General features: G+C 64.7%; 21 protein-coding genes and 1 pseudogene. 8 read left to right on the top strand and 14 right to left on the bottom strand.

Annotation, left to right across the window (positions count from 1 at the left end):
* The first annotated feature begins 169 nt into the window (after positions 1 to 169).
* Positions 170 to 1,597 carry a gamma-aminobutyraldehyde dehydrogenase gene (locus EOA79_RS14910; protein ID WP_095824284.1) on the top strand — a complete coding sequence of 476 codons (1,428 nt, stop codon included), beginning with the start codon at positions 170 to 172 and terminating at the stop codon, positions 1,595 to 1,597.
* Between the two features lie 45 nt (positions 1,598 to 1,642).
* On the opposite strand, the gene EOA79_RS14905 is transcribed toward EOA79_RS14910, so the two are convergent.
* The 9 genes from EOA79_RS14905 to EOA79_RS14865 all read right to left on the bottom strand — a co-directional run bounded on the left by EOA79_RS14905 (position 1,643) and on the right by EOA79_RS14865 (position 11,447).
* Complete coding sequence (locus tag EOA79_RS14905; protein ID WP_095824283.1) at positions 1,643 to 1,957, bottom strand: hypothetical protein; 315 nt, start codon at positions 1,955 to 1,957, stop codon at positions 1,643 to 1,645.
* Positions 1,958 to 1,999: 42 nt separating this feature from the next.
* Entirely contained in the window at positions 2,000 to 2,356 is a 357-nt protein-coding gene (locus EOA79_RS14900; RefSeq protein WP_095824411.1) for a nuclear transport factor 2 family protein, read from the bottom strand.
* A gap of 225 nt (positions 2,357 to 2,581) precedes the next feature.
* A complete protein-coding gene (locus EOA79_RS14895; RefSeq protein ID WP_095824282.1) occupies positions 2,582 to 4,135 on the bottom strand; it encodes an alpha/beta fold hydrolase in 1,554 nt (517 codons plus the stop codon).
* A 125-nt stretch (positions 4,136 to 4,260) separates the two neighbouring features.
* Complete coding sequence (locus tag EOA79_RS14890) at positions 4,261 to 4,575, bottom strand: formate dehydrogenase subunit delta (protein ID WP_067003609.1); 315 nt, start codon at positions 4,573 to 4,575, stop codon at positions 4,261 to 4,263.
* Positions 4,565 to 5,395: a formate dehydrogenase accessory sulfurtransferase FdhD gene (fdhD, locus tag EOA79_RS14885; protein WP_095824281.1), complete on the bottom strand. Its 831-nt coding sequence runs from the start codon at positions 5,393 to 5,395 to the stop codon at positions 4,565 to 4,567. Before fdhD ends, EOA79_RS14890 begins: the two co-directional genes overlap by 11 nt.
* 2 nt (positions 5,396 to 5,397) lie before the next feature.
* Positions 5,398 to 8,310: a formate dehydrogenase subunit alpha gene (fdhF, locus tag EOA79_RS14880; protein ID WP_095824280.1), complete on the bottom strand. Its 2,913-nt coding sequence runs from the start codon at positions 8,308 to 8,310 to the stop codon at positions 5,398 to 5,400.
* Between the two features lie 10 nt (positions 8,311 to 8,320).
* Positions 8,321 to 9,877, bottom strand: a complete 1,557-nt coding sequence (locus tag EOA79_RS14875; protein ID WP_095824279.1) for an NADH-quinone oxidoreductase subunit NuoF — start codon at positions 9,875 to 9,877, stop codon at positions 8,321 to 8,323.
* A complete protein-coding gene (locus tag EOA79_RS14870) occupies positions 9,874 to 10,353 on the bottom strand; it encodes a formate dehydrogenase subunit gamma (RefSeq protein ID WP_067003616.1) in 480 nt (159 codons plus the stop codon). Before EOA79_RS14870 ends, EOA79_RS14875 begins: the two co-directional genes overlap by 4 nt.
* 194 nt (positions 10,354 to 10,547) lie before the next feature.
* Positions 10,548 to 11,447 carry a LysR family transcriptional regulator gene (locus EOA79_RS14865; protein ID WP_067003618.1) on the bottom strand — a complete coding sequence of 300 codons (900 nt, stop codon included), beginning with the start codon at positions 11,445 to 11,447 and terminating at the stop codon, positions 10,548 to 10,550.
* A 156-nt stretch (positions 11,448 to 11,603) separates the two neighbouring features.
* Between EOA79_RS14865 and EOA79_RS14860 the strand changes: the two genes are divergently transcribed.
* Entirely contained in the window at positions 11,604 to 12,245 is a 642-nt protein-coding gene (locus tag EOA79_RS14860) for a DUF47 domain-containing protein (RefSeq protein WP_067003620.1), read from the top strand.
* A 3-nt stretch (positions 12,246 to 12,248) separates the two neighbouring features.
* Positions 12,249 to 13,253: an inorganic phosphate transporter gene (locus tag EOA79_RS14855; protein ID WP_067324384.1), complete on the top strand. Its 1,005-nt coding sequence runs from the start codon at positions 12,249 to 12,251 to the stop codon at positions 13,251 to 13,253.
* Positions 13,254 to 13,273: 20 nt separating this feature from the next.
* Here EOA79_RS14855 and EOA79_RS14850 read toward each other — a convergent pair whose 3' ends face one another.
* The gene (locus EOA79_RS14850) at positions 13,274 to 13,651 is read right to left on the bottom strand and encodes a VOC family protein (RefSeq protein ID WP_095799271.1); all 378 of its coding nucleotides are present in this window, start codon (positions 13,649 to 13,651) and stop codon (positions 13,274 to 13,276) included.
* A gap of 209 nt (positions 13,652 to 13,860) precedes the next feature.
* On the opposite strand from EOA79_RS14850, the gene EOA79_RS14845 reads away from it, so the two are divergent.
* Complete coding sequence (locus tag EOA79_RS14845) at positions 13,861 to 15,039, top strand: Mrp/NBP35 family ATP-binding protein (RefSeq protein ID WP_095799272.1); 1,179 nt, start codon at positions 13,861 to 13,863, stop codon at positions 15,037 to 15,039.
* 38 nt (positions 15,040 to 15,077) lie between these two features.
* Here EOA79_RS14845 and EOA79_RS14840 read toward each other — a convergent pair.
* A pseudogene (locus EOA79_RS14840) lies at positions 15,078 to 15,179 on the bottom strand (SRPBCC domain-containing protein); the annotation flags it as partial.
* A 149-nt stretch (positions 15,180 to 15,328) separates the two neighbouring features.
* Between EOA79_RS14840 and EOA79_RS14835 the strand changes: the two are divergent.
* Together EOA79_RS14835 and EOA79_RS14830 are read left to right on the top strand one after the other, a co-directional pair.
* Positions 15,329 to 17,134: an IlvD/Edd family dehydratase gene (locus tag EOA79_RS14835; RefSeq protein WP_095782337.1), complete on the top strand. Its 1,806-nt coding sequence runs from the start codon at positions 15,329 to 15,331 to the stop codon at positions 17,132 to 17,134.
* A gap of 131 nt (positions 17,135 to 17,265) precedes the next feature.
* The gene (locus EOA79_RS14830) at positions 17,266 to 17,664 is read left to right on the top strand and encodes a hypothetical protein (protein WP_095799274.1); all 399 of its coding nucleotides are present in this window, start codon (positions 17,266 to 17,268) and stop codon (positions 17,662 to 17,664) included.
* A gap of 18 nt (positions 17,665 to 17,682) precedes the next feature.
* Here the strand turns inward: EOA79_RS14830 and EOA79_RS14825 are convergent, their stop codons facing one another.
* Together EOA79_RS14825 and EOA79_RS14820 are read right to left on the bottom strand one after the other, a co-directional pair.
* Entirely contained in the window at positions 17,683 to 19,272 is a 1,590-nt protein-coding gene (locus EOA79_RS14825; RefSeq protein ID WP_095799275.1) for a trimethylamine methyltransferase family protein, read from the bottom strand.
* 220 nt (positions 19,273 to 19,492) lie between these two features.
* On the bottom strand, positions 19,493 to 20,986 hold the full coding sequence (locus tag EOA79_RS14820; protein WP_095824278.1) for a PLP-dependent aminotransferase family protein: 1,494 nt from the start codon (positions 20,984 to 20,986) through the stop codon (positions 19,493 to 19,495).
* A gap of 304 nt (positions 20,987 to 21,290) precedes the next feature.
* Here EOA79_RS14820 and pgi point away from each other — a divergent pair, with 304 nt between their 5' ends.
* A complete protein-coding gene (gene pgi, locus EOA79_RS14815) occupies positions 21,291 to 22,934 on the top strand; it encodes a glucose-6-phosphate isomerase (protein ID WP_095824277.1) in 1,644 nt (547 codons plus the stop codon).
* 5 nt (positions 22,935 to 22,939) lie between these two features.
* Positions 22,940 to 23,665, top strand: a complete 726-nt coding sequence (locus tag EOA79_RS14810) for an HAD family hydrolase (RefSeq protein ID WP_095824276.1) — start codon at positions 22,940 to 22,942, stop codon at positions 23,663 to 23,665.
* Here EOA79_RS14810 and EOA79_RS14805 read toward each other — a convergent pair.
* The coding region (locus EOA79_RS14805) for a 50S ribosomal protein L11 methyltransferase (RefSeq protein WP_164893861.1) at positions 23,666 to 24,263 on the bottom strand (598 nt) is incomplete at its 5' end.

Here is a 24,263-nt window from a genome sequence, read left to right as displayed (position 1 = left end):
GCCTATTACCTGACCCGCGACGGCGACCAGATCGCCGGCTCGGGCAAATGAAAACAGCGAATAGGGATTAGCCAATAGCGAATAGGGAAAATCGATCGCGAACCCTGCCCGCCATTCGCAACTCGCTGCACGCAACTCGCTACTCGCTACTGCGAAGGGAGAAACCCCCATGGACACCCAGATGCTGATCGGCTCGAAATTCGACAAGGGCACCGAAATCGAGGAGCCGATCCTCAATCCGAAGACCGGCGCGACCATCCTCAACCTGCCGGAAGCAAGTCCGGCGCAGATCGAGGCGGCTGTCAGTGCCGCCGAAAAAGCGTTCGTCAATTGGTCGCGCACCACGCCGGCGCAGCGCTCGACCTATCTGCTGAAGATCGCCGATCGCATCGAGGCAGAAGCGAATGAGTTCGCCGCGCTCGAGGCGCTGAATTGCGGCAAGCCGATCAACGCCGTGCTCAATGACGAGATCCCGGCGATCGTCGATTGCTACCGCTTCTTCGCCGGCGCGGTGCGCTCGATGCCAGGCCAGGTCGCGGGCGAGTATCTGCCCGGCCACACCTCGATGGTGCGGCGCGATCCGATCGGCATTGTCGCCTCCATCGCGCCCTGGAACTATCCGCTGATGATGATGGCCTGGAAGCTGGCGCCGGCGATCGGCGGCGGCAACACCGTCGTCTTCAAGCCATCGGAGCAGACGCCGCTGACGGCGCTGAAGCTGGCGAGGATCCTGTCGGAAATCCTGCCCGAGGGCGTCGTCAATGTCGTCCTCGGCCGCGGCGACAGCGTCGGCAACACGCTGATCAATCATCCCAAGGTCAACATGATCTCGATCACCGGCGACGTCGCCACCGGCAAGAAAGTGCTGCAGGCGGCCGCCAAGTCGGTCAAGCGAACCCATCTCGAGCTCGGCGGCAAGGCGCCGGTCGTCGTCTTCGACGACGCCGATCTCGGCGCGGTGGTCAACGGTCTGCGCGCCTTCGGCTACTACAATGCCGGCCAGGACTGCACCGCCGCCTGCCGCATCTATGCCGGCAAGAAGATCTACGACAAGCTCGTCGCCGATCTCTCCTCGGCGGCGTCGACCATCAAATACAATCTGCCCGACGACACCGAGAACGAGATCGGGCCGCTGATCTCGCGCCGCCAGCGCGACCGCGTGTCGAGCTTCGTCGAGCGCGCTTCGGAATTGAAGCACATCGAGATCACCACCGGCGGCAAGCCGGGCGAGGGCTCCGGCTTCTACTACCAGCCGACGGTCGTCGCCGGAGCGTTGCAGGAAGACGAGATCGTGCGCCGCGAGGTGTTCGGCCCGGTCGTCTCGGTCACCCGCTTCTCGGAGGTCGACGAGGCGGTGAAGTGGGCGAATGACAGCGACTACGGCCTGGCATCGTCGGTGTGGACCAGGGACGTCTCGCGCGCCATGACGACCGCGGCCCGGCTGCAATATGGCTGCACCTGGATCAACACCCACTTCATGCTCACCAACGAGATGCCGCATGGCGGCCTGAAGCAGTCCGGTTACGGCAAGGACATGTCGCTCTACGCGCTGGAGGACTACACCGCCGTCCGCCATGTGATGGTGGCGCACGGGTAAGCCCTCTACCTCTCCCACAACGGGCGAGGTCGGCCACGCAGGCCGCTACTCGACGACGCGGTAGATGTTCCACAGGCTGGTGCCCGACACCACATAGGGCTCCAGCTCCTTGCCCCATTTGGCGTGCGCGTCGATCTTGGCGATCTTGGCGAAGAACTCCTCCAACTGGGCCAGGCTCTCGACCTGGTGGTGGGTCTCGATCGTCGCTTCGCGTGCGCCGACTGAACCGGTCATGAGCTGGAATTTCAGGTCGGCGAGCCCAACCTGCGAGCCGATCTCGCGCTCCCATTTCCGCATCAGCTCGAGCGCGGTCTGCTTGTGACCGAACTTGGCATCGATCTGCCATCTGGCGCTGAACATCTTGGTTCTCCTCCCTGTCTTGCAGATGAATCCGTTCTTGAGCTACTCGTCCCAGGCCTGCACGACCGTCTGCCGCGCGATGCGGCCGTTCTTCAATTCGAGCATCGCGGCGCAGAACACCTTGGTGCCGTCCGGATAGGCGCAGGCCTGGGTGAAGGCGAGATTGTCGCCCTCGGCGATCGTGGCGTCGACCTTGTGGGTCATCGCCCGGCTGCAGATGTCGTCCCAGAAGGTGCTGATCGCCGCGCGGCCGCGGATTTCGCGCGGCTTGCTCGGCGGGTTGTTGCGGTCGATCACCCGCATCAGCGCATCGTCATTGTAGAAGCTTGCCAGCATCTTGCCGTCACGGGCCTCGATCGCTTTCTTGATCGCCGCGCCGTCCACTGTCTTGGTCAGCATTTTATCCTCCATGTGCCCATCGTCTTGGGCGGTAGATGTGCGAAGCGCTCCCCGACAATTACTGCCGGGCCGGGAATTTCTCATTGCGAATTGGCCGTGGCGGCCGCGAACAGGTCGTCGGCCTGCTTCTTGAAGGTGACGAGTCCACCCGGCGCTTGGCCTGCATGGGACGAATTCATAGTCCTAGAGACACCCCTTTCGCTTCGCCCGAAAGCGCCATGGCACTCATGGCCCGTCCGGGCCAGTGTGCCTTGCCGAGAAGGCGGCCGCAGCAGCGCGCGACGGCAGGTCCAGCTTGAGCAATATGTTGGCGACGTGCCGCTTGACCGTATGCTCGCTGAGCCTCAGCTCGGCGGCGATCGCCGCATTGCTCATGCCGTCGGCAATCAGGTTCACCACCTCGCTTTCCCGGGCCGTCAGTGTTGCTGGCTGCAGGGCCCTGGGCTTGGGGCGGCAGGCCGGTTCCAGATGTTGTTCAGACGTGGCCTGGACCACCGGCAGCGGCTCGCTCAGCTCGTCGAGACTGACACGTCCGGCGTCGATGAAACGCAGGCCGGAGCCTATCGCCAGTTCGGCGACCAACCGCGAAGCGAGGATGTCGCCGGGTCCGGCATGGGTGGCGAGCTGAATGGTCACCCGCGCCGTGAGGCCGACCGGCTGGCCGCGCATTTCGATCTCGCCGACATGCACGCCTTGCCCACTTGCCACGCCAATCTGCTGCGCCGCATCGCGCAGCGCCGCTGCGCAGCGTATGGCGCGCGCCGGCCCGTCGAAACGAGAGATCATCAATTCGCCATGCGTGCCGGCAATCCGCCCACCATGGCGGCCCACCAGCAGCCGCCATGCTTCCTGGAAGCGCTGGCTGCGCTCGCTCCACATGCGGTCGCCGAGCTTGGCGGTGTCGAAGATGCGCGTCACCAGCAGCGCGGCAAGCACCCGCTCGGTGTCGGCCACCGCCGGCTGGCCGGTCAGGCACTCCTCGATCAGGTCGGCCACCCGGTCGACGTCCCCGGTCCAGATCGGATGGTCGCGGCCGGGTATCTCAGCAAGCCGGGCGCCGCGAATCTTCCTGGCAAGGAAGCGGCTGGCCTCCGGATCGACGCGCGCGTCATTGCGGCGATGGATCAGCAGCGTCGGCGCGTTGATCGCGGACAGAATGCCGCGCACGTCGATGTCTGCATTCATGCGGGCAAGGGCTGCCGCGGCCGTCGGGCCGGCCGACAGCCGTTCGAACCGTGCCCACCACCGGGCGAAATGCGTGTCATCCACCCGGCCTGGCGCGAAATTGGGCAAGGTCGCGCCGGTGCCCCAGCAAGTCTCGGCAACCTCGATGAAGGCTTCCAGGCGCTCCGGCGGCATTACCCATTTGTGGAAATGCGCATAACCGCCATAGAGCACGAGTGCTCGCGTCCGCTCCGGATAGGTCGCGGCAAACAGCATCGCCATCGGTGCGCCTTCCGAAGCGCCGAGGATCGCCGCGCGGCCGCTGCCGGCGGCGTCCATCACCGCGCGCACGTCATCCATGCGGGTCTCCAGGCCGGGCAAATGATGGTTGTCCACGCGGTCCGACAGCCCGGTGCCGCGTTTGTCGAACAGAATCAGCCGTGAAAAAGCCGAAAGCCGCTTCAGCAGGCGGCTGTAGCCCTCGTCTTCCCATTGTAGGTCGAGATTGGAGATGAAGCCGGGGACGAAGACGAGATCGAACGAGCCTTGGCCGACCACCTGATAGGCGATCCGCACATCCCCGCTACGGGCATATCTGGTCTCGATCGGCCTCACGCAACTACCCCGCCCGGCCAGACGATCTCCTGTCCTCAACCATAGCAGAGGCAGCCGGCTTGCGGCAGCGAAACTTTAGAGAGCGGAAATACTAAGACCTTTAGCGCCGATGCGGCCCCGAGGCCCTACTTATGCGGAATGGCGCCCTCAGCCTCCGCAGGCTTGCTGTAACCGAGGCTCTTGTCGGCCTGCTCCGCCGTCAGCGGACGCTTGATCTTGGCGGATGCGGCGATCACCAGCTCGTCGAAATCTTCCGGGTCGCCGTCCAGCAGCTCGAAGAACTGCCGCCGCATCCTGGGCTCCCAGAATTTGTTGATGTGCTCGGCAACGCCGGCAATGCCTTCCTCGCGCGGCTTCGAATGGAAGAAGGTGGCGATCTGATTGGCCATGCGCACCAGCTTTTCCTTGGTGCTGGCGATGTGGTCCTCGTCATGCGACATGCTTGGCAACTCCGGAAGCCACCCGTTCGGGGTGGGTGAAAATATCGAAATCGTCGCCGCGCACCAGCGCCACCAGCGTCATCCCGGCGGACTCGGCGGTGCGGATGGCAAGCGCGGTCGGCGCCGAAACCGCCATGATGACCGGGGCACCGATGGCGGCGGTTTTCTGCACCATCTCCACCGACACGCGCGAGGTGACCACGACGGCGCCGCTCGCGCCGTCGATGCCGGCTTTGGCCAGCGCGCCGGCGAGCTTGTCCAACGCATTGTGGCGGCCGACATCCTCGCGCGCCATCACGATACCTTTGCCGGGAACGTAGAAGCCGGCAGCATGCACCGCCCCGGTCTCGGTGTGCAGCGGCTGCTGCTTCGACAGCAGCTTGACCGAACGCGTGACGTCTTCGGCGTCGAGCGTAAGCTTCGACGAACCGACCGCGTCGACCGACCGCATCGCTTCCTCGATGGATTCGATGCCGCACAGGCCGCAGCCGACCGGCCCGGCAAGCCGGCGCCGTCGCGCCTGGAAGCGCGTGTTGGCCCGGTCCTTCAGCTTGATCTGGATGTCGATGCCGGCGCCGAGATCCTCGACTTCGATCGCCTCGATCTCTGCCGGGTCGGCAACGATGCCTTCGGTGAGCGAGAAGCCGAGCGCGAAATCCTCGAAATCGGCCGGGCTCGCCATCATCACCGCATGGCTGGTGCCGGCATAGGAGAACGCGACCGGCGTCTCCTCCGGCACCATGCGGTTCGCAGCCGCCGTGCCGCCGGCACGACGCGCCAGCCGCGAGATTTGCGTCGTGGCTTTGCGGCGCGCGGCCAAGACTACTCCGCCGCTTCCAGCGGGGCGATGCGGCGGCTCTGCTTGGCCTGCTCGTTATAGTCCCTCTGCCACTCGGTCGGGCCGTTAGATGGCGCCACCTGCACGGCGGTGACCTTGTATTCCGGACAATTGGTCGCCCAGTCCGAGAAGTCGGTCGTGATCACATTGGCTTGCGTGTCCGGGTGGTGGAAGGTCGTGTAGACGACGCCGGGCGACACGCGGTCGGTGATCAGCGCGCGCAGCGTGGTCTCGCCCGAACGGCTCGCCAGCCGCACCCAGTCGCCCTCGCGGATGCCGCGGTTCTCGGCGTCGTGCGGATGGATCTCCAGCCGATCTTCGGCATGCCAGGCGACGTTTTCGGTACGCCTGGTCTGCGCACCGACATTGTACTGCGACAGGATACGCCCGGTGGTGAGCAGCAGCGGGTAGCGCGGGCCGGTCCGTTCGTCCGTCGCGACATATTCGGTGCGGATGAACTTGCCCTTGCCGCGCACGAAGCCGTCGACATGCATGATCGGCGTGCCGAGCGGTGCCTTCTCGTTGCAGGGCCACTGCACCGATCCGACACGGTCGAGCAGCTCGAAGGAGACGCCGGCGAAGCTCGGCGTCGTCTTGGCGATCTCGTCCATGATCTCAGACGGGTGCGTGTAGTTCCAGTCGAGCCCAATGGCGCGGGCGAGCTCCTGCGTCGCCTCCCAGTCGGCGTAGCGCGCCTTCGGCTCCAGCACCTTGCGCACCATGTTGATGCGGCGCTCGGCATTGGTGAAGGTGCCGTCCTTCTCCAGGAAGGTCGAGCCCGGCAGGAAGACATGGGCGTAGTTCGCCGTCTCGTTGAGGAAGAGGTCGTGCACCACCACGCACTCCATCGCGGCCAGCCCTGCGGCGACATGCTTGGTGTCGGGGTCGGACTGCAAGATGTCCTCGCCCTGGATGTAGATGCCCTTGAACGAGCCGTCGACGGCGGCATCCAGCATGTTGGGGATGCGCAGGCCGGGCTCCTCGTCCAGCTTCACGCCCCACAGGCTCTCATAGATGTCGCGCACGGCTTCGCCGGAGATATGGCGATAGCCCGGCAGCTCATGCGGGAAGGAACCCATGTCGCAGGAGCCCTGGACATTGTTCTGGCCGCGCAGCGGGTTCACGCCGACGCCCGGACGGCCGATATTGCCGGTGGCCATGGCGAGGTTGGCGATCGCCATCACCGTGGTCGAGCCCTGGCTGTGCTCGGTGACGCCGAGGCCGTAATAGATCGCGCCGTTGCCGCCCCTGGCGTACAGGCGCGCGGCACCCCGGATCGCTTCAGGATCGACGCCGGACAGCTTGCCGACCGTCTCGGGGCTGTTTTCCGGCAGGGCGACGAAGGACGCCCAGTCCTGGAACTCGGCCCAGTCGCAGCGCTCGCGGATGAAGGCTTCGTCGAACAGGCCCTCGGTGACGATGACATGGGCCAGCGCCGTCAGCACCGCGACGTTGGTGCCGGGCTTCAGCGGCAGGTGATAGTCCGCCTCGACATGCGCCGACTTCACCATCTCGGTGCGGCGCGGGTCGAGCACGATCAGCTTGGCGCCCTCGCGCAGCCGCTTCTTCAGCCGCGAGGCGAACACCGGATGCGCCGTAGCGGGATTGGCGCCGATGATGACGGCGACGTCGGTGAATTCGACCGAGTCGAAATCCTGCGTGCCGGCCGAGGTACCGTAGGTTTGGCCGAGGCCGTAGCCGGTCGGCGAATGGCAGACGCGCGCGCAGGTGTCGACATTGTTGTTGCGGAAGCCTTGCCGCACCAGCTTCTGGACAAGATAGGTCTCCTCGTTCGTGCAACGCGAGGAGGTGATGCCGCCGATCGAGCCGCGTCCGTACTGATACTGGATTCGGCGGAATTCCTTCGCCGTGTGGGCAATCGCCTCTTCCCAGCTCACCTCGCGCCACGGATCGGTGATCTTCTCGCGTAGCATCGGCTTCAGGATGCGGTCCTTGTGGGTGGCATAGCCATAGGCAAAACGGCCCTTGACGCAGGAATGGCCGTGGTTCGCCTTGCCGTCCTTGTAGGGCATCATGCGGATGACTTCGTCACCCTTCACTTCCGCCTTGAACGAGCAGCCGACGCCGCAATAGGCGCAGGTCGTGACGGCCGAGCGCTCCGGCATGCCCTTCTCGAGCACGGTCTTCTCGCGCAATGCGTCGGTCGGGCAGGCCTGCACGCAGGCGCCGCAGGACACGCATTCGGAAGCGATGAAATCCTCATGCATGCCGGCGACCATGCGGGACTCGAAGCCGCGGCCCTCGATGGTCAGCGCGAAGGTGCCCTGCACCTCTTCGCAGGCGCGCACGCAGCGTGAGCAGACGATGCACTGCGCCGGATCATAGGTGAAGTAGGGGTTGGACTCATCGCGGGCGATGTAGTCGACCGCCAGCGAGCCATGGCCGGGCGCCACGCCGCCTTCTTCCTTGACGTGGTTGCGGCCTTCGACGCCGTAGCGGTTCTCGGTCAGACCGACCGACTCCGCAACCGCGTCGAACTCGCTGGCGCCGGTTCCGGCCTTCTCGTTCCAGCCGGTCGGGTGGTCGGAGACGTAGAGTTCCATGACGCCACGGCGGATGGCATCGAGCCGCTCGGACTGCGTGCGCACCACCATGCCCTCGCCGACCGGCGTCGTGCAGGATGCCGGCGTGCCGCCGCGGCCTTCGATCTCGACCAGGCAGACCCGGCACGAGCCGAAAGAGTCCAGCATGTCGGTGGCGCAGAGCTTCGGGATCTCGACCCCGCCTTCCATCGCCGCGCGCATGATCGAGGTGCCTTCCGGCACGGTGATGGTTTGCCCGTCGACGGTCAGCGTCACCTGCTTCGCGGCTTTCGACTCCGGCGTTCCGTAGTCGATCTCTTCGATGAGTGTCGGGAAGTCGGCTTTGATGTTCATCTGCCAGCTCCTATTCGGCAGCCACGCGCGTCGGCGCCGGCTTGAAATCTTCGGGGAAATGCGTGATCGAGCTCATCACGGGGTAGGGCGTGAAGCCGCCCAACGCGCAGAGCGATCCGAACTTCATCGTGTTGCAGAGGTCGGTGACCAGAGCGAGGTTCTTCTCTGCTTCGATGCCCGCGGCGACCTTGTCCAGAACCTCCATGCCGCGCGTCGAGCCGATGCGGCACGGCGTGCACTTGCCGCAGCTTTCGATGGCGCAGAATTCCATGGCAAAGCGCGCCTGCTTCATCATGTCGGCGCTGTCGTCGAACACGGTTATGCCGGCATGGCCGATCAGCCCGTCCTTGGCAGCAAAAGCCTCGTAATCGAACGGCGTGTCGAAAAGCGCGCGTGGGAAATAGGCGCCGAGCGGGCCGCCGACCTGCACCGCCTTCACCGGCCGCCCCGAAGCCGTGCCGCCGCCGATCTCGTCGACAATTTCGCCCAGCGTCAGGCCGAAGGCCGTCTCGAACAGGCCGCCATGCTTGACGTTGCCGGCGATCTGGATCGGGATCGTGCCGCGCGAACGGCCCATGCCGAAATCCTTGTAGTAGGCGGCGCCCTTGTCCATGATGATCGGCACGGAGGCCAGGCTGATCACGTTGTTGATCACCGTCGGCTTGCCGAACAATCCCTGGATCGCCGGCAGCGGCGGCTTGGCACGAACCACGCCGCGCTTGCCTTCCAAGCTGTTGAGCAACGAGGTTTCCTCGCCGCAGACATAGGCGCCGGCGCCGACGCGGATTTCCATGTCGAAGGCGTTGGGCGAGCCCAGCACATTGACGCCGAGCACGCCCGCCTTGCGGGCGATCGCGACCGCCTTGTTCATCGTCGCCACCGCATGCGGATATTCCGAGCGGATATAGACGAAGCCCTTCGTCGCGCCGGTGGCGATGCCGGCGATCGCCATCCCTTCGATCAGCACGAAGGGATCGCCCTCCATGATCATGCGGTCGGCAAAGGTGGCGCTGTCGCCCTCGTCGGCGTTGCAGACGATATACTTGCGTTCGGAATTCGTATCGAGAACCGTCTTCCACTTGATGCCGGTCGGGAAGCCGGCGCCGCCGCGGCCGCGCAGGCCGGACTCGGTCACCTGTTTCACGATCTCGGCCGGCGCCATGGCGACCGCGTTCTGCAGGCCTCTCAGACCGCCATGCGACTTATAGCTGTCGAGCGACAGCGGGTCGATCACGCCACAGCGCGCGAAGGTCAGCCGCGTCTGCTTGGCGAGGAAGGGGATCTTGTCTGGCGCACCCAGCCAGCGCTTGTGATGGCCACCCTTGAGGAAACCGCTGTCGAACAGGCTTTTCACGTCAGACGGCTTGACCGGCCCGTAGGCGACGCGGCCCTCGGCGGTCGCAGCCTCGACCATCGGCTCCAGGAAATAGGCGCCGCGCGAGCCGTTGCGCACGATCTTGGCCTCGACGCCGCGCTCCTTGAGCTCCTTCTCGATCGCCCTGGCGACCTTTTCGGCGCCGAGCGCCAGAGCACCGGAATCGGCAGGGATGTAGATGCGCGGGATCATGAACGCACCTCCGCGACGATCTCTTCGATCTTCTCGTCGTCGAGCCGGCCGATCACTTCGCCGTCGAGCATCGCCGACGGCGAGCAGGCGCAAAGCCCGAGGCAATAGACCGGCTCCAGTGTAACCGATCCGTCGCGTGCGGTCTCGTGAAAATCGATGCCGAGCAGTTGCTTGACCTTGGTGGCGACGGCTTCCGAACCCATCGACTGGCAGGCTTCCGCCTGGCAGAGCTTCAGCACATGCCGGCCGGCCGGCTTGGCGCGGAAATCGTGATAGAAGGTGACGACGCCATGCACCTCCGCTCGCGAGAGGTTCAGCCCGTCGGCGATGACCGGAAGCGCCGCCTGCGGCACATGGCCGAATTCTTCCTGGATGCCGTGGAGAATCGGCAGCAACGGACCTTCGAGGTCCTTCAACTCCTCGATGATCGCCGCTATGCGCGACGCGATCTCGGTACTTGCAGGCTGCATCGGCATGCAGCGCCCTCCCTGGCCGTGGCGCCAACACATATGTCACCCCAAAATATAGAGCGGTTTTGGGGCAACGACATGCACAGGGCGCGATATCGCTAAGTCCTTATGAAATCAGAGGAAACCTCCGAGATCAATAAAGCAGTCTCGTCGCTTGATAGAAATTTTCTATCAGAAACGCTGAGCCCGCATTGTCTAGCCTAGCGGTGGGAACGGAAATCGTCTGCCAGCGCCATTGCCTCGTCCAGCAGCGCCTGCACCAGCGGCGTGTGCGGCTCGCGCGGCGCCGCCACCAGCCCGACCGTGTGGCTGGCATCCGGATCGACTATCGGAATGGCCCGGATCGGTTCGGAAAAGCCGAATGTTTCCGCAAGGTTGAGCGGCATGATCGATGACCACTTGCCGGTCCGGATATGCGAGAACAGCACGATCATCGAGTTGGATTCCAGTGTCGGCCGCACCTGCACGCCGGCTTCCGCCAGATGCTGGTCGATGATGCGGCGGTTCTGCATGTCCGGCGTCAGCAGGCAGAGCGGCAACTGGCTGATCTCTGCCCACGTCACTTTGTCGCGGTCGGAATAGGGGTTGCCGACTGCCGTGATCAGCTGGTAGCGCTCGTCATAGAGCGGCACGCTGGTTACCCGCCCCAGCGGCTCGTTGTCGAGATAGGTGATGCCGGCATCGACATCGAGATTGCCGAGCAGCGTCAGCACCTCGATCGAGGTCCGTGACAGCACCGAAAAGGTGACGCCGGGATGCTTGTCGCGGAATGGCGTCGTCAGCCGCGCCACCATGGCGAGCGCCGTCGGAACGGCGGCGATGCGGATGCGGCCGGACAGGCCGTGGCGCGCCGCCCGCATCTCCTCGCGCATGGTCCTTGAATCGCCGACGATGCGGCGCGCCCAAACCAGCACCTGCTTGCCTTCCGGCGTCAGACCCTGGAAACGCGAGCCGCGCAGCACCAGCATGACGCCGAGCTGCTCCTCGAGCTGCTTGATGCCGGCCGACAGCGTCGGCTGGGTGACGCCGCACACCTCGGCGGCGCGGCCGAAATGCTCTTCCCTGGCTAAAGCGATGAAGAATTCCAGCTTGTCGATCATGTCATCCGATCCACGGTCTGCCCAAGGTCGGGGAAATCGCTTTGCTTCGCAAGGCGGATGAACGATAGGATCTCATCCACATTTTTGAGCCGGCTTATCTGTTTTCCCGCGCCGCGCATGGCGCTATGTGGGGTAGGCGGAAGCAGGGAGGAGCAGATGCTGGGTTGGTTTCGCAGACTGTTGCCGCGCGAGGATCGCTTCTTCGAACTGTTCGAACGGCATTCGCGCACGGTGGTCGGCGGCGCCGAGGCGCTTGAGCAGCTTCTCCAGGGCCGGGACATCGACCGCTGGTGCCAGACGATCGTCGATCTGGAGGACGAAGCGGACGGGATCACCGCGGAGGTGCTGCTTGCCGTCAGGCGCTCCTTCATCACGCCCTTCGACCGCGGCGACATCAAGGATCTGATCCAGTCGATGGATGATGCCATCGATACGATGCACAAGGCCGTCAAGACGGTGAAATTGTTCGAGATGAGGGAATTCGATCCGCTGATGCGGGAAATGGGCAGCGTCATCGTCGAGGCCGCCCGGCTGGTAGCAGAGGCCATCCCACTGCTCGGCAAGGTTGGCGCCAACGCCGCGCGGCTGAACGCCATCGCCGAAGAAGTCATGCGCGTTGAGGGCCGCGCCGACGACCTGCACGAGCAGGGCCTGAAGGACCTGTTCAAGCGGCACGGTCGCAGCGACCCTATGGCCTACCTGATCGGCTCGGAGATTTACGGCCAGCTGGAAAAGGTGGTCGACCGTTTCGAGGACGTCGCTAACGAGATCAGCGGCATCGCGATCGAGAACGTCTAACAGATGGACGCCGCGATCGCCTTTCCCCTGCTGGTCGGCCTCGTCGCCGTGGCGCTGTTCTTCGATTTCCTCAACGGCCTGCACGATGCCGCCAACTCGATCGCGACTATCGTCTCCACCCGCGTGCTGAGGCCGCACTATGCCGTGTTCTGGGCGGCTTTCTTCAATTTCATCGCCTTCCTGTTCTTCGGTCTGCATGTCGCCGAGACGGTGGGAAAGGGCATCGTCGACGCCGAGATCGTGACCCCCGCAGTGATCTTCGCCGCGCTCATCGGAGCCATCGTCTGGAACATCGTCACTTGGATAGCCGGCATTCCGTCGAGCAGCTCGCATGCGCTGATCGGCGGGTTGGTCGGCGCCGGCGTCGCCAAGGCCGGCCCGGGGGCCATCGTCTGGTCCGGGCTCGGCAAGACGGCCGCGGCGATCGTGCTCTCGCCGGCGACCGGATTCGTGCTGGCGCTTGTCCTTATCCTCATCGTCTCATGGCTGTTCGTTCGGCAGACGCCGTTCGCGGTCGATAACAGCTTTCGCGTCCTGCAGTTCTTCTCGGCTTCGCTCTATTCGCTGGGGCACGGCGGCAATGACGCGCAGAAGACCATGGGCATCATCGCCGTGCTGCTCTATTCGCAAGGCATGCTCGGCCAGAGCTTCCACGTGCCGTTCTGGGTGGTCATCACCTGCCAGTCGGCACTGGCGCTGGGCACGCTCTTCGGCGGCTGGCGCATCGTGCACACGATGGGATCGAAGATCACTCGGCTGAACCCGATGCAGGGTTTTTGCGCCGAGACCGGCGGGGCGATAACGTTGTTCGCCGCCACCTGGCTCGGTGTCCCGGTCTCGACCACGCATACAATCACCGGCGCCATCATCGGCGTGGGTGCTGCCCGCCGCGTCTCGGCGGTGCGCTGGGGCATTGCCGGCAACATTGTCGTGGCGTGGGTGATCACCCTGCCGGCGACGGCGGCGATTTCGGCGTTGACCTATTTTGTCACGCGCCTGGCGGTCTGAGGCAAAGCTGGTGCTGAAATCTACTCGCCCGCAAGACACAGTATGTTGCCGTCCGGGTCCTTGAACCAGGCGACCTTCATGCCGTAGCCGACATGGACATCGCCCTCGACCGTCAGCCCGGGCATCTCATAGCGCTCGAAGGTGACGCCCTTCGACTTCAGGGCCTGGACAATGGCGCCGATCTGGTCGCCGACCGTCCAGGTCAACGCCGTCGCCTTGTTGGTACCGGCGAATTCTGAACGATAGACGTTGATGACCGTGTCTCCGCTTTTGTAGACGATCAGTTCTCCGGCCATGTCGTCGACAGGCTTGAGGCCCAGCGTTCCTTCGTAAAAGCCCTGCGCTCTCGAAAGGTCTTTCACCGCCACATTGGCCGCTGCGTTGCTGTTTGCGAGCATGACAGTCTCCTTTCCGGTTGCCGTCGCTCATGGCAACCGAGATAGGGCCCCTGGATCGATTGGCCATGGCAATCGGCGGATCGGGACGCGCTCGGCCAAATCCGACACCACCGGTCGTTTTCCGGAGCACGCCGGACGAGCCATTGCGCCACGGCTTGGTTCTGCCGGGAAACTGCACTATCTGGAACGCCAAACTCCGAGGAAAGACCATGGCTGTAACCAAGGAAACCGTCATCGAGCGCCTGAGGACGGTCAATGGACCGGACTTCACCGGCAACATCGTCGACCTCGGCCTGGTATCTGAGATTTTCATCGCCGATTCCAAGGTGTTTTTCTCGATTACCGTTCCCGCCGCCCGCGCCCAGGAGATGGAGCCGCTGCGCGCCGCCGCCGAGCGTGTCGTCAAGGCGATCCCCGGCGTCGCCAACGCCGTCGTCGCGCTGACGGCGGAGAAGAAGGGCGGTGGCATGGAGGCGCCGGTTCGGCCGGCTTCGCAAGCAGCGTCGCCACGACCTGCTCCCCAGGCAGCGCCGCAGCGTCCTGGCCCGCAGGCGCCGGCTTCTCACAGTCACGGCAAACGCGGCGTGCCCGGCATCGATGCGATCATCGCGGTCGCGTCCGGCAAGGGCGGCGTCGGCAAATCGACCACCGCCGTCAACCTGGCGCTCGGCCTTGCCGCCAATGGGCTAAGCGTCGGCGTGCTCGATGCCGATATCTACGGGCCGTCAATGCCGAGGCTGCTCAACATTCACGGCCGGCCGCAGACGGTCGACGGCAAGATCCTGAAGCCGATGCAGAATTACGGCCTCAAGGTGATGTCGATGGGCTTCCTGGTCGACGAGGAGACGCCGATGATCTGGCGCGGCCCGATGGTCATGTCGGCGCTCACCCAGATGCTGCGCGAGGTCGAATGGGGACCGCTCGACGTGCTGGTCGTCGATATGCCGCCCGGCACCGGCGATGCCCAGCTCACCATGGCCCAGCAGGTGCCGCTGGCCGGTGCCGTCATCGTCTCGACGCCGCAGGACCTGGCGCTCATCGATGCGCGCAAGGGCCTCAACATGTTCAAGAAAGTCGACGTGCCGCTGCTCGGCATCGTCGAGAACATGAGCTATTTCCTCGCGCCCGACACCGGCAGGCGCTACGACATCTTCGGCCATGGCGGCGCGCGCCGCGAGGCCGAACGGCTCGGCGTCACCTTCCTTGGCGAGGTGCCGCTGGAGATGGGCATCCGCGAAAGCTCGGACGCCGGCGCCCCGGTGGTCGCATCCAAGCCGGACGGCGCCGAGGCGAAGATCTATCGCGATATCGCCGCGAGGGTATGGGACAGGGTCCAAGAGGAACGCGGCGCCGCCGAGGCGGCAGTGCCCAGCATCGTGTTCGAGTAATTCGCCGGGCCGCAGCTAGGTGTCCGATTTCCTTTCCAGCCGGGAATCGCCTCCTTCAGGATTTCCGGGTCGTTGAGGGCGTCCCACACTTTCTCGACGGGTGCGGCGATCCGCTCCTCGCCTTCGATCACCAAGGCCATCAAGACCTCCCGGATTGCTGGCTCGATTGGTCCTAGTGCGCGGCCCTTTCTACGTCTATCGCACCAAAGTGCGGGTCTGCGGCGTGTCTGCCTCTTGCCTGCATGGGCGCGTTGTCATATCGATTTGTCATACAAATACGGAGACCACGATGGCAGGCGCCCCCACCAAGAAGAAGAAATTTCGCTCGCAGGAGTGGTTCGACAATCCCGACAACCCGGGCATGACGGCGCTCTATCTCGAACGCTACCTCAATTACGGACTGACCCGCGCCGAGCTGATGTCGGGCAAGCCGCTGATCGGCATCGCGCAGACGGGTTCCGATCTCTCGCCCTGCAACAGGCACCATCTCGAGCTCGCCAAGCGCGTGCGCGAAGGCATTGTCTCGATGGGCGGCATCCCCTTCGAGTTCCCGTGCCACCCGATCCAGGAGACCGGCAAGCGGCCGACGGCGGCGCTCGACCGCAACCTCGCCTATCTCAGCCTCGTCGAGGTGCTCTACGGCTATCCGCTCGACGGCGTCGTGCTGACCATCGGCTGCGACAAGACTACGCCCGCGCTCTTGATGGCGGCGGCGACCGTCAACATTCCGGCGATCGCGCTTTCGGTCGGCCCGATGCTCAATGGCTGGCATAAGGGCAAGCGCACCGGCTCCGGCACCATTGTCTGGGAATCGCGCCAGCGGCTGTCGGCCGGCGAGATCAATTATGACGAGTTCATGGACATCGTCGCCTCCTCGGCGCCGTCGACCGGCTATTGCAACACCATGGGTACCGCCACCACCATGAACTCGCTTGCCGAAGCGCTCGGCATGCAGCTGCCGGGCTCGGCCGCGATCCCCGCGCCCTATCGCGAGCGCGGCCAGATTGCCTACGAGACCGGCAAGCGCATCGTCGATATGGTGCATGAGGACCTGAAGCCGTCGGACATCATGACCCGCCAGGCGTTCGAGAATGCCATCGTCGTCAATTCGGCCATCGGCGGCTCGACCAACGCGCCGATCCACCTCAATGCCATCGCCCGCCATCTCGGCGTGCCGCTCGACAATGACGACTGGCAGAACATCGGCCTTAACGTGCCGCTGATCGTCAACCTGCAGCCGACGGGCGAGTATCTCGGCGAGGACTATCACCATGCCGGCGGCGTGCCGGCCGTCGTGGCCGAACTGCTGAAGGGCGGACTATTGCCGCACCCCGACGCGATCACCGCCAACGGCAAGTCGATCGGCGACAATTGCCGCGGCGCGGTCAACGAAAATCACGATGTCATCCGCGGCGTGGACAAGCCGCTCAAGAGCAATGCCGGCTTCATCAACCTCAAGGGCAATCTGTTCGATTCCGCCATCATGAAGACCAGCGGCATCTCGCCCGAATTCCGCGAGCGCTATCTCTCGAACCCGAACGATCCGGAGGCTTTCGAAGGCAACGCCATGGTCTTCGACGGCCCGGAGGATTACCACGCCCGCATCGACGATCCGGCGCAGGGCATCGACGAGCACACGATCCTGTTCATGCGCGGCGCCGGTCCGGTCGGCTATCCGGGCGGCGCCGAGGTGGTCAACATGCAGCCGCCGGCCCATCTCATCAAGAAGGGCATCCATTCGCTGGCCTGCATCGGCGATGGCCGCCAGTCCGGCACGTCGGGTTCGCCATCGATCCTCAACGCATCGCCGGAGGCAGCGGTCGGTGGCGGGCTGGCGCTGCTCAAGACTGGCGACCGCGTCCGCATCGACCTGAGGAAGGGCACCGCCAATATCCTTGTCGGCGACGAGGAGATCGCCAGGCGGCGGGCAGCGCTGCAGGGCAATGGCGGCTATGACTATCCCGAGCACCAGACGCCCTGGCAGGAGATCCAGCGCGGCATGGTCGACCAGTTCTCCGCCGGCATGGTGCTGAAGCCGGCGGTGAAATATCAGGATGTCGCGCACACCAGGGGCGTCCCGCGCGACAACCACTGAATTCAGAGCACGGCGACAATCGAAGGGCGGTCCGCTTTCCGGCGGACCGCCCTTTCTCATGGCCCTTGTTTCGGCCGCGGGGCATCTACAGATTAGCCCGATCCCGGCGGCCCTACGGAGGGAGGCTATATTTGGCGAAACGGCGCTCTTCCCTCGGCTTCCTCGGCATGTTCGGCCGTTCGGGCGACTTGCGCCAGCTCGACGACGCCTTGCGCAAGGCCGACTTGCATCCGGCACTGGTGCCTGAGGGCGTCAAGCTCACCATCGTCAACCTGATGAAGGATCATTGGCCCGAGGAGCCGCCGCCTCAGGCTTATCAATCGGTGGCGCAACTCTGCGGCTATTGCGTCGCCGGACCGGAAACCTTCGAGCGGGCCAATGGCAGGGAGCGCACTTTGGAAGCCGAGCGCCGCATCGAGGCCGCGCTCGAAGCCGGCGACAGCCTCGATGCGCAGATCGTGCTGTTGACGCTGCACGCGAAGCTGATCAACGCCGAAGTCATCGAGCGCTATGGGCTGCGTGCGGAGTGATCTGCGAGAGCGGAAAGATCAGCCGCCCATCTTGTTGCGCGGCAGCTTGATCATCTCGCCGAAGCGCGCGCGCAGCTTGTCGTCGACGAGCCGCGACACATGGCGCGGAAAGCGCTCGGCCAGCACGCGCTTTTTCTCGGCGATCGCCCGCTGCAAAATGTCGGGCCGGCCCTTCTCGTTCCATTCCTTGGGCGAGAAGCGATCGCCGACTGCGGGATAAAAATATTCGGTCTGCATCAGCTTCAAAGTCTGCTCGTTGCCGAGATAGTGGCCCGGGCCCTTAAGGCAGACATCGGCGATCGTGTCGATCGACAGCGCCTCGTCCGTCACCTCGATGCCGCGCACGCATCGCAGGCAGTGGCCGAGCATGTCGTTGTCGATGATCAGGCTTTCGAGACAGAAGCCGAGCAGCGAGGCATGCATGCCGGCCGATTCATAGACGAGGTTGAGGCCGGCAAGACCGGCCATCACATCGGTGATGCCTTTTTCATAGCCGGACTGGATGTCGGGCAGCTTCGAATCCGTCATGCCCGCGGCCGAGCCGCCCGGCAGGTCGTAATATTGAGCCATCTGCGCGCAGGCCGCGGTCAACACGGCCTGCTCGGCCGAACCGCCGGACATGGCGCCGGTCCGGAGATCGGAGACGAACGGCCAGGTGCCGAAAATCGCCGGATGGCCGGGCTTGATGGCGTTGACATAGACCAGGCCCATCAGCACTTCGGCCACCGCCTGCACGACGGCGCCGGCAATCGCGGCGGGAGCCGTGGCGCCGGCCTGGCCGGCCGACAAGAGCAGGATCGGAATGCCGCCCTCGACGCAGGCTTCGAGCACGCCGCAGGCGTCCTCGGCGAATTTCATCGGCGGCACCACGAAGCAGTTCGAGTTCGACACGAAAGGCCGCGCCCGGAAATTCTCCTCGCCGCCGGCGATCGCATAGAGCATTTCCAGCGCCGGCTTGACGTTCTCTCGCACGGTGAACGAGGTGCCGACATGCTTGGATGTCCCCAGTACGCAGGCATAGAGCGTGTTGAAGTCCATCTCGAGCGGATCGGGAATATCGCGCGGCACCATGGTGCGCTGGAAGAAATGGATGTTGTCGAGCCCGTCGACGAGACGGGCGGCGTCATAGATGTCCTGCAGCTGCGATTCGCGATATTCGCGCTTCTCGACATCGACCAGATGCACCGCCGCGCCCGCCGTGCCGTAGTGCACGCGTTTGCCCTGGATCACCATGTCGTGCTTGGGATCCTGGCCGTGGAGCGTGAAATGGCGCGCCGCCTTCTTGATCGTGTCGAGCACCAGCGCGCGCGGCAGGCGGATGCGGCCGTCGTCGCCGTAGCTCGCCCCGACCCTGGTCAGCGCCTTGATGCAGGAGGGGATGGCGTTGGCGAAGCCCACCGTCTCCAGAAGCGTCAGCACCGCTTCATGGATGCGTTCCTTGTCATTCTGGCTCAATGGCCCGTAGCTGCCGCCTTCGAGGCCGGCTCGCACCGGACGGATGTCGTCTGCGAGCGGTGCTGCCCGCATCGCGCGGCGCGCTTCGCGCCCGCCGGACCGCCGCGAACGCTGGTCCGACGTCGTTTCCTGCTTCTCAAGAGCCACTGACATGGAAAGCACTCCACCTTTGCTTTTTCAGGGGCAGGATGCGCGGCGGTTGGTCCACCATCGGCCTGCCTCGTCCCCTTTGTGCCTCGACTATGCCGTCGGCATTGGCACAGCCTATGAGCCAGTCAATCCCGTCGAATATGCCAGGATGCTAAAGCCTCGAGGCGCGCCAAAATAAAAGAGCCGGCAAAACGCCGGCTCTTCATGTGGCAGTCCGTGGTGATCAGGCGGCAGCGGGCCTGCGGCCGGCGGCCGTGGCGAGCTCCCGGATCCCGGGCTCGATGTGCTGCAGCGAGATCGAGGAGATGCCCAAACGCATGAAACGCGAGGGCTTTTCGCTGCGGTCGAAGAACCGGTCGCCGGGTTCGATGATGACGCTGCGCGAAGCGGCCGCTTCGGCGAGCCCTCGTGAATCGGTACCGCGCGGGCCCTCCAGCCACAACGACGTGCCTCCCGCCGAGTCGGTCGAGCGCCATTCTGGCAGGAAAGCGGAAATCGCATGGACCAGACGCTTGCGCCGCTCGTCGAAGGCGGCGGAGAGCCTGCGCACCAGCGCCTCGTGATGGCCGAGCGACAAAAACAGCGCAACGGCGCGCTGGTTGTTTGCCGGCGGGTGCCTGAGCATGAAGCGGCGCAACGCGCGAAGCTCGGCAATCAGTCCTGCCGAAGCGACGATGTAGCCGAGCCTCAGACCCGGAGCCAGCGTCTTCGACATCGAGCCGACATAGATGACGCGGCCCGAGCGATCGAGGCTCTTCAGCGCCTGCTGCGGCGCCTCGTCGAGAAGCTGGCTGTCATAGCCGTCCTCGATGATGATCTGGTTGTTGCGGTTGGCGCGCGCCAGCAAATCCTGCCGCCGCTCGGCGGACAACGGCACCATCGTCGGGCAATGATGGCTGGGCGTGACGAAGACAAAGCCGGAATCGCTGGGAATCGTCGAGGTCACGATGCCCGACTGGTCGACCGGGACCGGGTGGATATCTGCGCCGGCGAGCCGGAAGATCGAGCGGGCATCCGGATAGCCGGGGTCTTCCATTGCCACCTTCGAGCCCTTGGTCATCAACAGCGAGGCGAGCATATAGAGCGCGTTCTGCGCGCCCAGGGTCACGATGATCTCGTCCGGATTGGCGAAGATGCCGCGGCGCGGCAAAAGCCGGGCCTGGATCTGCTCGATGAGCAGCGGATCGTCCCGGTCGACCATGTCGGATGCCCAGTTGCGGATCTCCAGCACCGCGAGCGCCATGCGGTTGCACTCGCGCCATTCCGCGGTCGGAAACAGCGCCGGATCGAACTGGCCGTAGACGAACGGGTAGGAGGACTTGATCCAGTTGTCGTGCTTGGCCGGCGGCGGCATGTCGCTGGCGGCGATCTGCCGACGCGCCTTCCAGTCGATCTCATTCTGCTGGTCGGGCGCCTTCTGGTGCGGCTTGGCGGGGGTGGCCAGCACTTCAGGGTTGACGAAGTGGCCGCGCCGCTCGCGCGCCACAAGAAAACCTTGGTCGACCAGCTGCTGGAAGGCAAGCACCACCGTGCCGCGGGCAACGCCCAGTTTTTCCGCCAGAATCCGACAGGATGGCAGCGGCATCGAAGCGGCGATCTGCCGGTCGAGGATGGCTGCGACGATCGCCTGGCGGATCTGTGCCTGGAGAGTTTGTCCGGATTCGGCCGAAATCCGGAACAGGCCGGACCATATGGCCGTGTCATTGCGCTGTGGCATGGGAGATCATCCTCGGATGGCCAGCTGTTTTCACTTGGCTGGACCAGTCGAGTGTAGGGGTGGCACAAGGGGTTGCGCCAATCAATTTTTCTGATCGCTGGGATTTATGCCAGTGATCCATTGGTCACGAAAGGGGCGCGTCCGCCAGAGAAGCGGATGTTGCGGGGCATCATAAAAGCGTGATGCAGTGCGTCACTGCCGCGCTTGAACGAAACGGAAATCCGGCTCAATACAATGTCGCGACGACACGCGCCGGAAACATCGGGCCTGTTAAAATGGTCTAAAAACCCGCCAGGAGCCACCATTGGATCAGTCAGCCTTCGACAAGCAGGTCACCGCCCTGCGTGAGCAGCGCGCGGCAGCCAAGGGCACGATGCGCGAAGCCTTCGCCGCCGATCCCAAGCGCTTCGAGAAATTCTCCGCCACAGATGGCGATCTTCTGCTCGACTGGTCGAAATGCGCGGTCGACGCCGACACGATGGCAATGCTGGAGACGCTCGCCGGCGCCGCCGACCTCGAAGGTCGACGCGCCGCGATGTTCGAAGGCAAGAAGATCAACATCACCGAAAACCGCGCCGTGCTGCACACGGCGCTGCGCAATTTGACCGGCAAGAGCGTCGTGGTCGATGGCCAGGACACCAAGGCCGATGTGATCGCCGTGCTCGACGCAATGGGCGCCTTCGCTGATGCGATTCGCTCCGGCGAGGCGGCCGGCGCCACCGGCAAGAAGATCACCGACATCGTCAATATCGGCATTGGCGGCTCGGATCTTGGCCCGGCGATGGTGACGTTGGCGCTCGCTCCCTACCATGACGGCCCGCGTGCGCATTATGTCTCCAATGTCGACGGCGCCCACATCCACGACACGCTGAAGGGCCTGTCTCCCGAGACGACTTTGTTCATCATCGCCTCCAAGACCTTCACCACTGTCGAGACGATGACCAATGCCGAGACGGCGCGCAGATGGGTGGAAAAGGCGCTGGGCAAGCAAGCGATCGGCAAGCATTTCGCCGCCGTCTCGACCGCGCTCGACCTAGTGGCCAAGTTCGGCATCGCCTCCGACCGCGTCTTCGGTTTCTGGGACTGGGTCGGCGGCCGCTACTCGGTCTGGAGCGCCATCGGCCTGCCGGTGATGATCGCCATCGGCCTGCGCAATTTCCGCGCCTTCCTCGACGGCGCGCATGAGATGGACGAGCATTTCCGCTCGGCCCCCCTGCAGGAGAACCTGCCTGTTTTGCTGGGGCTGATCGGCTGGTGGCACCGCGTCGTCTGCAAATACCCGGCCCGCGCCGTCATTCCATACGATCAGCGCCTGTCGCGCCTGCCGGCCTATCTGCAGCAGCTCGATATGGAATCGAACGGCAAGAGCGTGACACTGGACGGCGGCCCGGTGACGACGCCGACCGGCCCGCTGGTCTGGGGCGAGCCCGGTACCAACGGCCAGCACGCCTTTTTCCAGCTTTTGCACCAGGGCACCGATTTCATCCCGGTCGAGTTTCTTGCCGCAGCCGTCAGCCACGAGCCCGAGCTGAAGACCCACCACGATCTCTTGCTTGCCAATTGCCTGGCGCAGTCGGAAGCCTTCATGAAGGGCCGCACGCTGGAAGAGGCGCGCGCGCAGATGCTGGCCAAGGGCATGAAGCCCGCCGATGTCGATCGCATCGCGCCGCATCGCGTCTTTTCGGGCAACCGTCCGTCGCTCACCATCCTCTACCGCAAGCTTGATCCGCGCACGCTCGGTCGCCTGATCGCGCTCTATGAGCATCGCGTCTTCGTCGAGGGCACGCTGTTCAACATCAACTCGTTCGACCAGTGGGGTGTCGAACTCGGCAAGGAACTGGCGACAGGCCTGCTGCCTGTCGTGGAAGGCAAGGAGACTGCCGCAAAACGCGACGCCTCGACTGCCGGATTGGTGGCTCATATCCACCAATTGCGTGGCGCGGAGTAAACGGATTGGCGGATATCAAGGGAATTCTGTTCGACAAGGACGGCACGCTTGTCGACTTCAACGCTACCTGGCTCGGCATTGCCGACTTCATGGCCATGGACGCCGCCGAAGGCGATCGCTGGAAAGCCGACAGGTTGCTCGCCGCCGCCGGCTTCGATTTCGTCAGCAAGCGCTTCAAGCCCGATTCGATCTTTGCCTCGGGCTCGAACATGGACGTCGTCGAGCTCTGGTTCCCGCGCCTGTCGGAGGAGGACCAGATGCTGGCCGTCGCCCGCTTCAACGAGATCACTTCGGTTCAGGGCTCGTCGATGGCTGTCGCGCTGCCCGGTATCGTCGAATCGCTGCGGGCGCTGCACAAGCGATCCTTTCGGCTGGGCGTCGCCACCAACGATTCCACCAGCGGCGCCGAGAAGACGCTCGCCACGCTCGGTGTCGCGCAGCTCTTCGACGCCGCCTTCGGCTATGATGCGGTCGCGAACCCGAAGCCCGCGCCCGACACGGTCATCGCGTTCTGCGATCTGACGGGACTGAAGGCTGGCGAGATCGCCATGGTCGGCGACAATCGCCACGATCTCGAAATGGCGCGCGCCGGCGGCTGCGGCCTGGCGATCGGCGTGCTTTCCGGCACGGGCACGCGTGACTCGCTGTCGCCGATGGCCGACGTCATCCTGGATTCGGTCGCCGACCTGCCGGATTTTCTCGCCGCGCGGATGAGTGTGCCGGCGGGCTGATCAGGGCTCGCTGGGAAGGAACGCAAATATCCCGCTCGGTTTCGGCGCGCTACCGCCGTTTCCGCCGACATCAGGCACCTGATACTCGCCAAGCAGGCGAAGCCGCCGCCTGGGCAGCCAGGCGCGGCCCGGGTCGCCGACCAGCACCTCGATGCCCGCGGCAAGGCAGCGGTCGAGGAAGGGGACGATCCGCCGCGCGACCGCTTGCCCGTAGAAAACGTCGCCGGCGAGCACAATGTCGACCGACGGCGGCGGACAGGCGCTGATGTCCTCGCCGATTATGATGATGGCGACGCCGTTGGCCTCCGCGTTGAGGCGGAGCGCGACGATGCCGTTGCGGTCGATCTCCGCCGCGGTCACTTTCCTAGCCCCGGCTCGCGCCGCGGCGATACCGACAAGGCCGGAACCGGCGCCGAGGTCGAGCACGCGCCGGCCCGCAACGGTTGACGGCCGGTCGAGAACATAGCGCGCCAGCACTGCGCCGCCCGCCCAGGCATAGGCCCAGTAGGGCGGCTGCGGCTCGGCCGCGTGCTCATGCGACCCGTCCTCCGGTTCCAGCAGCCGCCTCAGCCCGCTGCCGGGATGGGCCGTATAGAGC

The organism is Mesorhizobium sp. M1A.F.Ca.IN.020.03.2.1, from assembly GCF_004023205.1.
Classification (GTDB): Bacteria; Pseudomonadota; Alphaproteobacteria; order Rhizobiales; family Rhizobiaceae; genus Mesorhizobium.
Note: the sequence above shows the minus strand (reverse complement) of the source record. Positions and strands in the feature narration are given on the sequence as shown.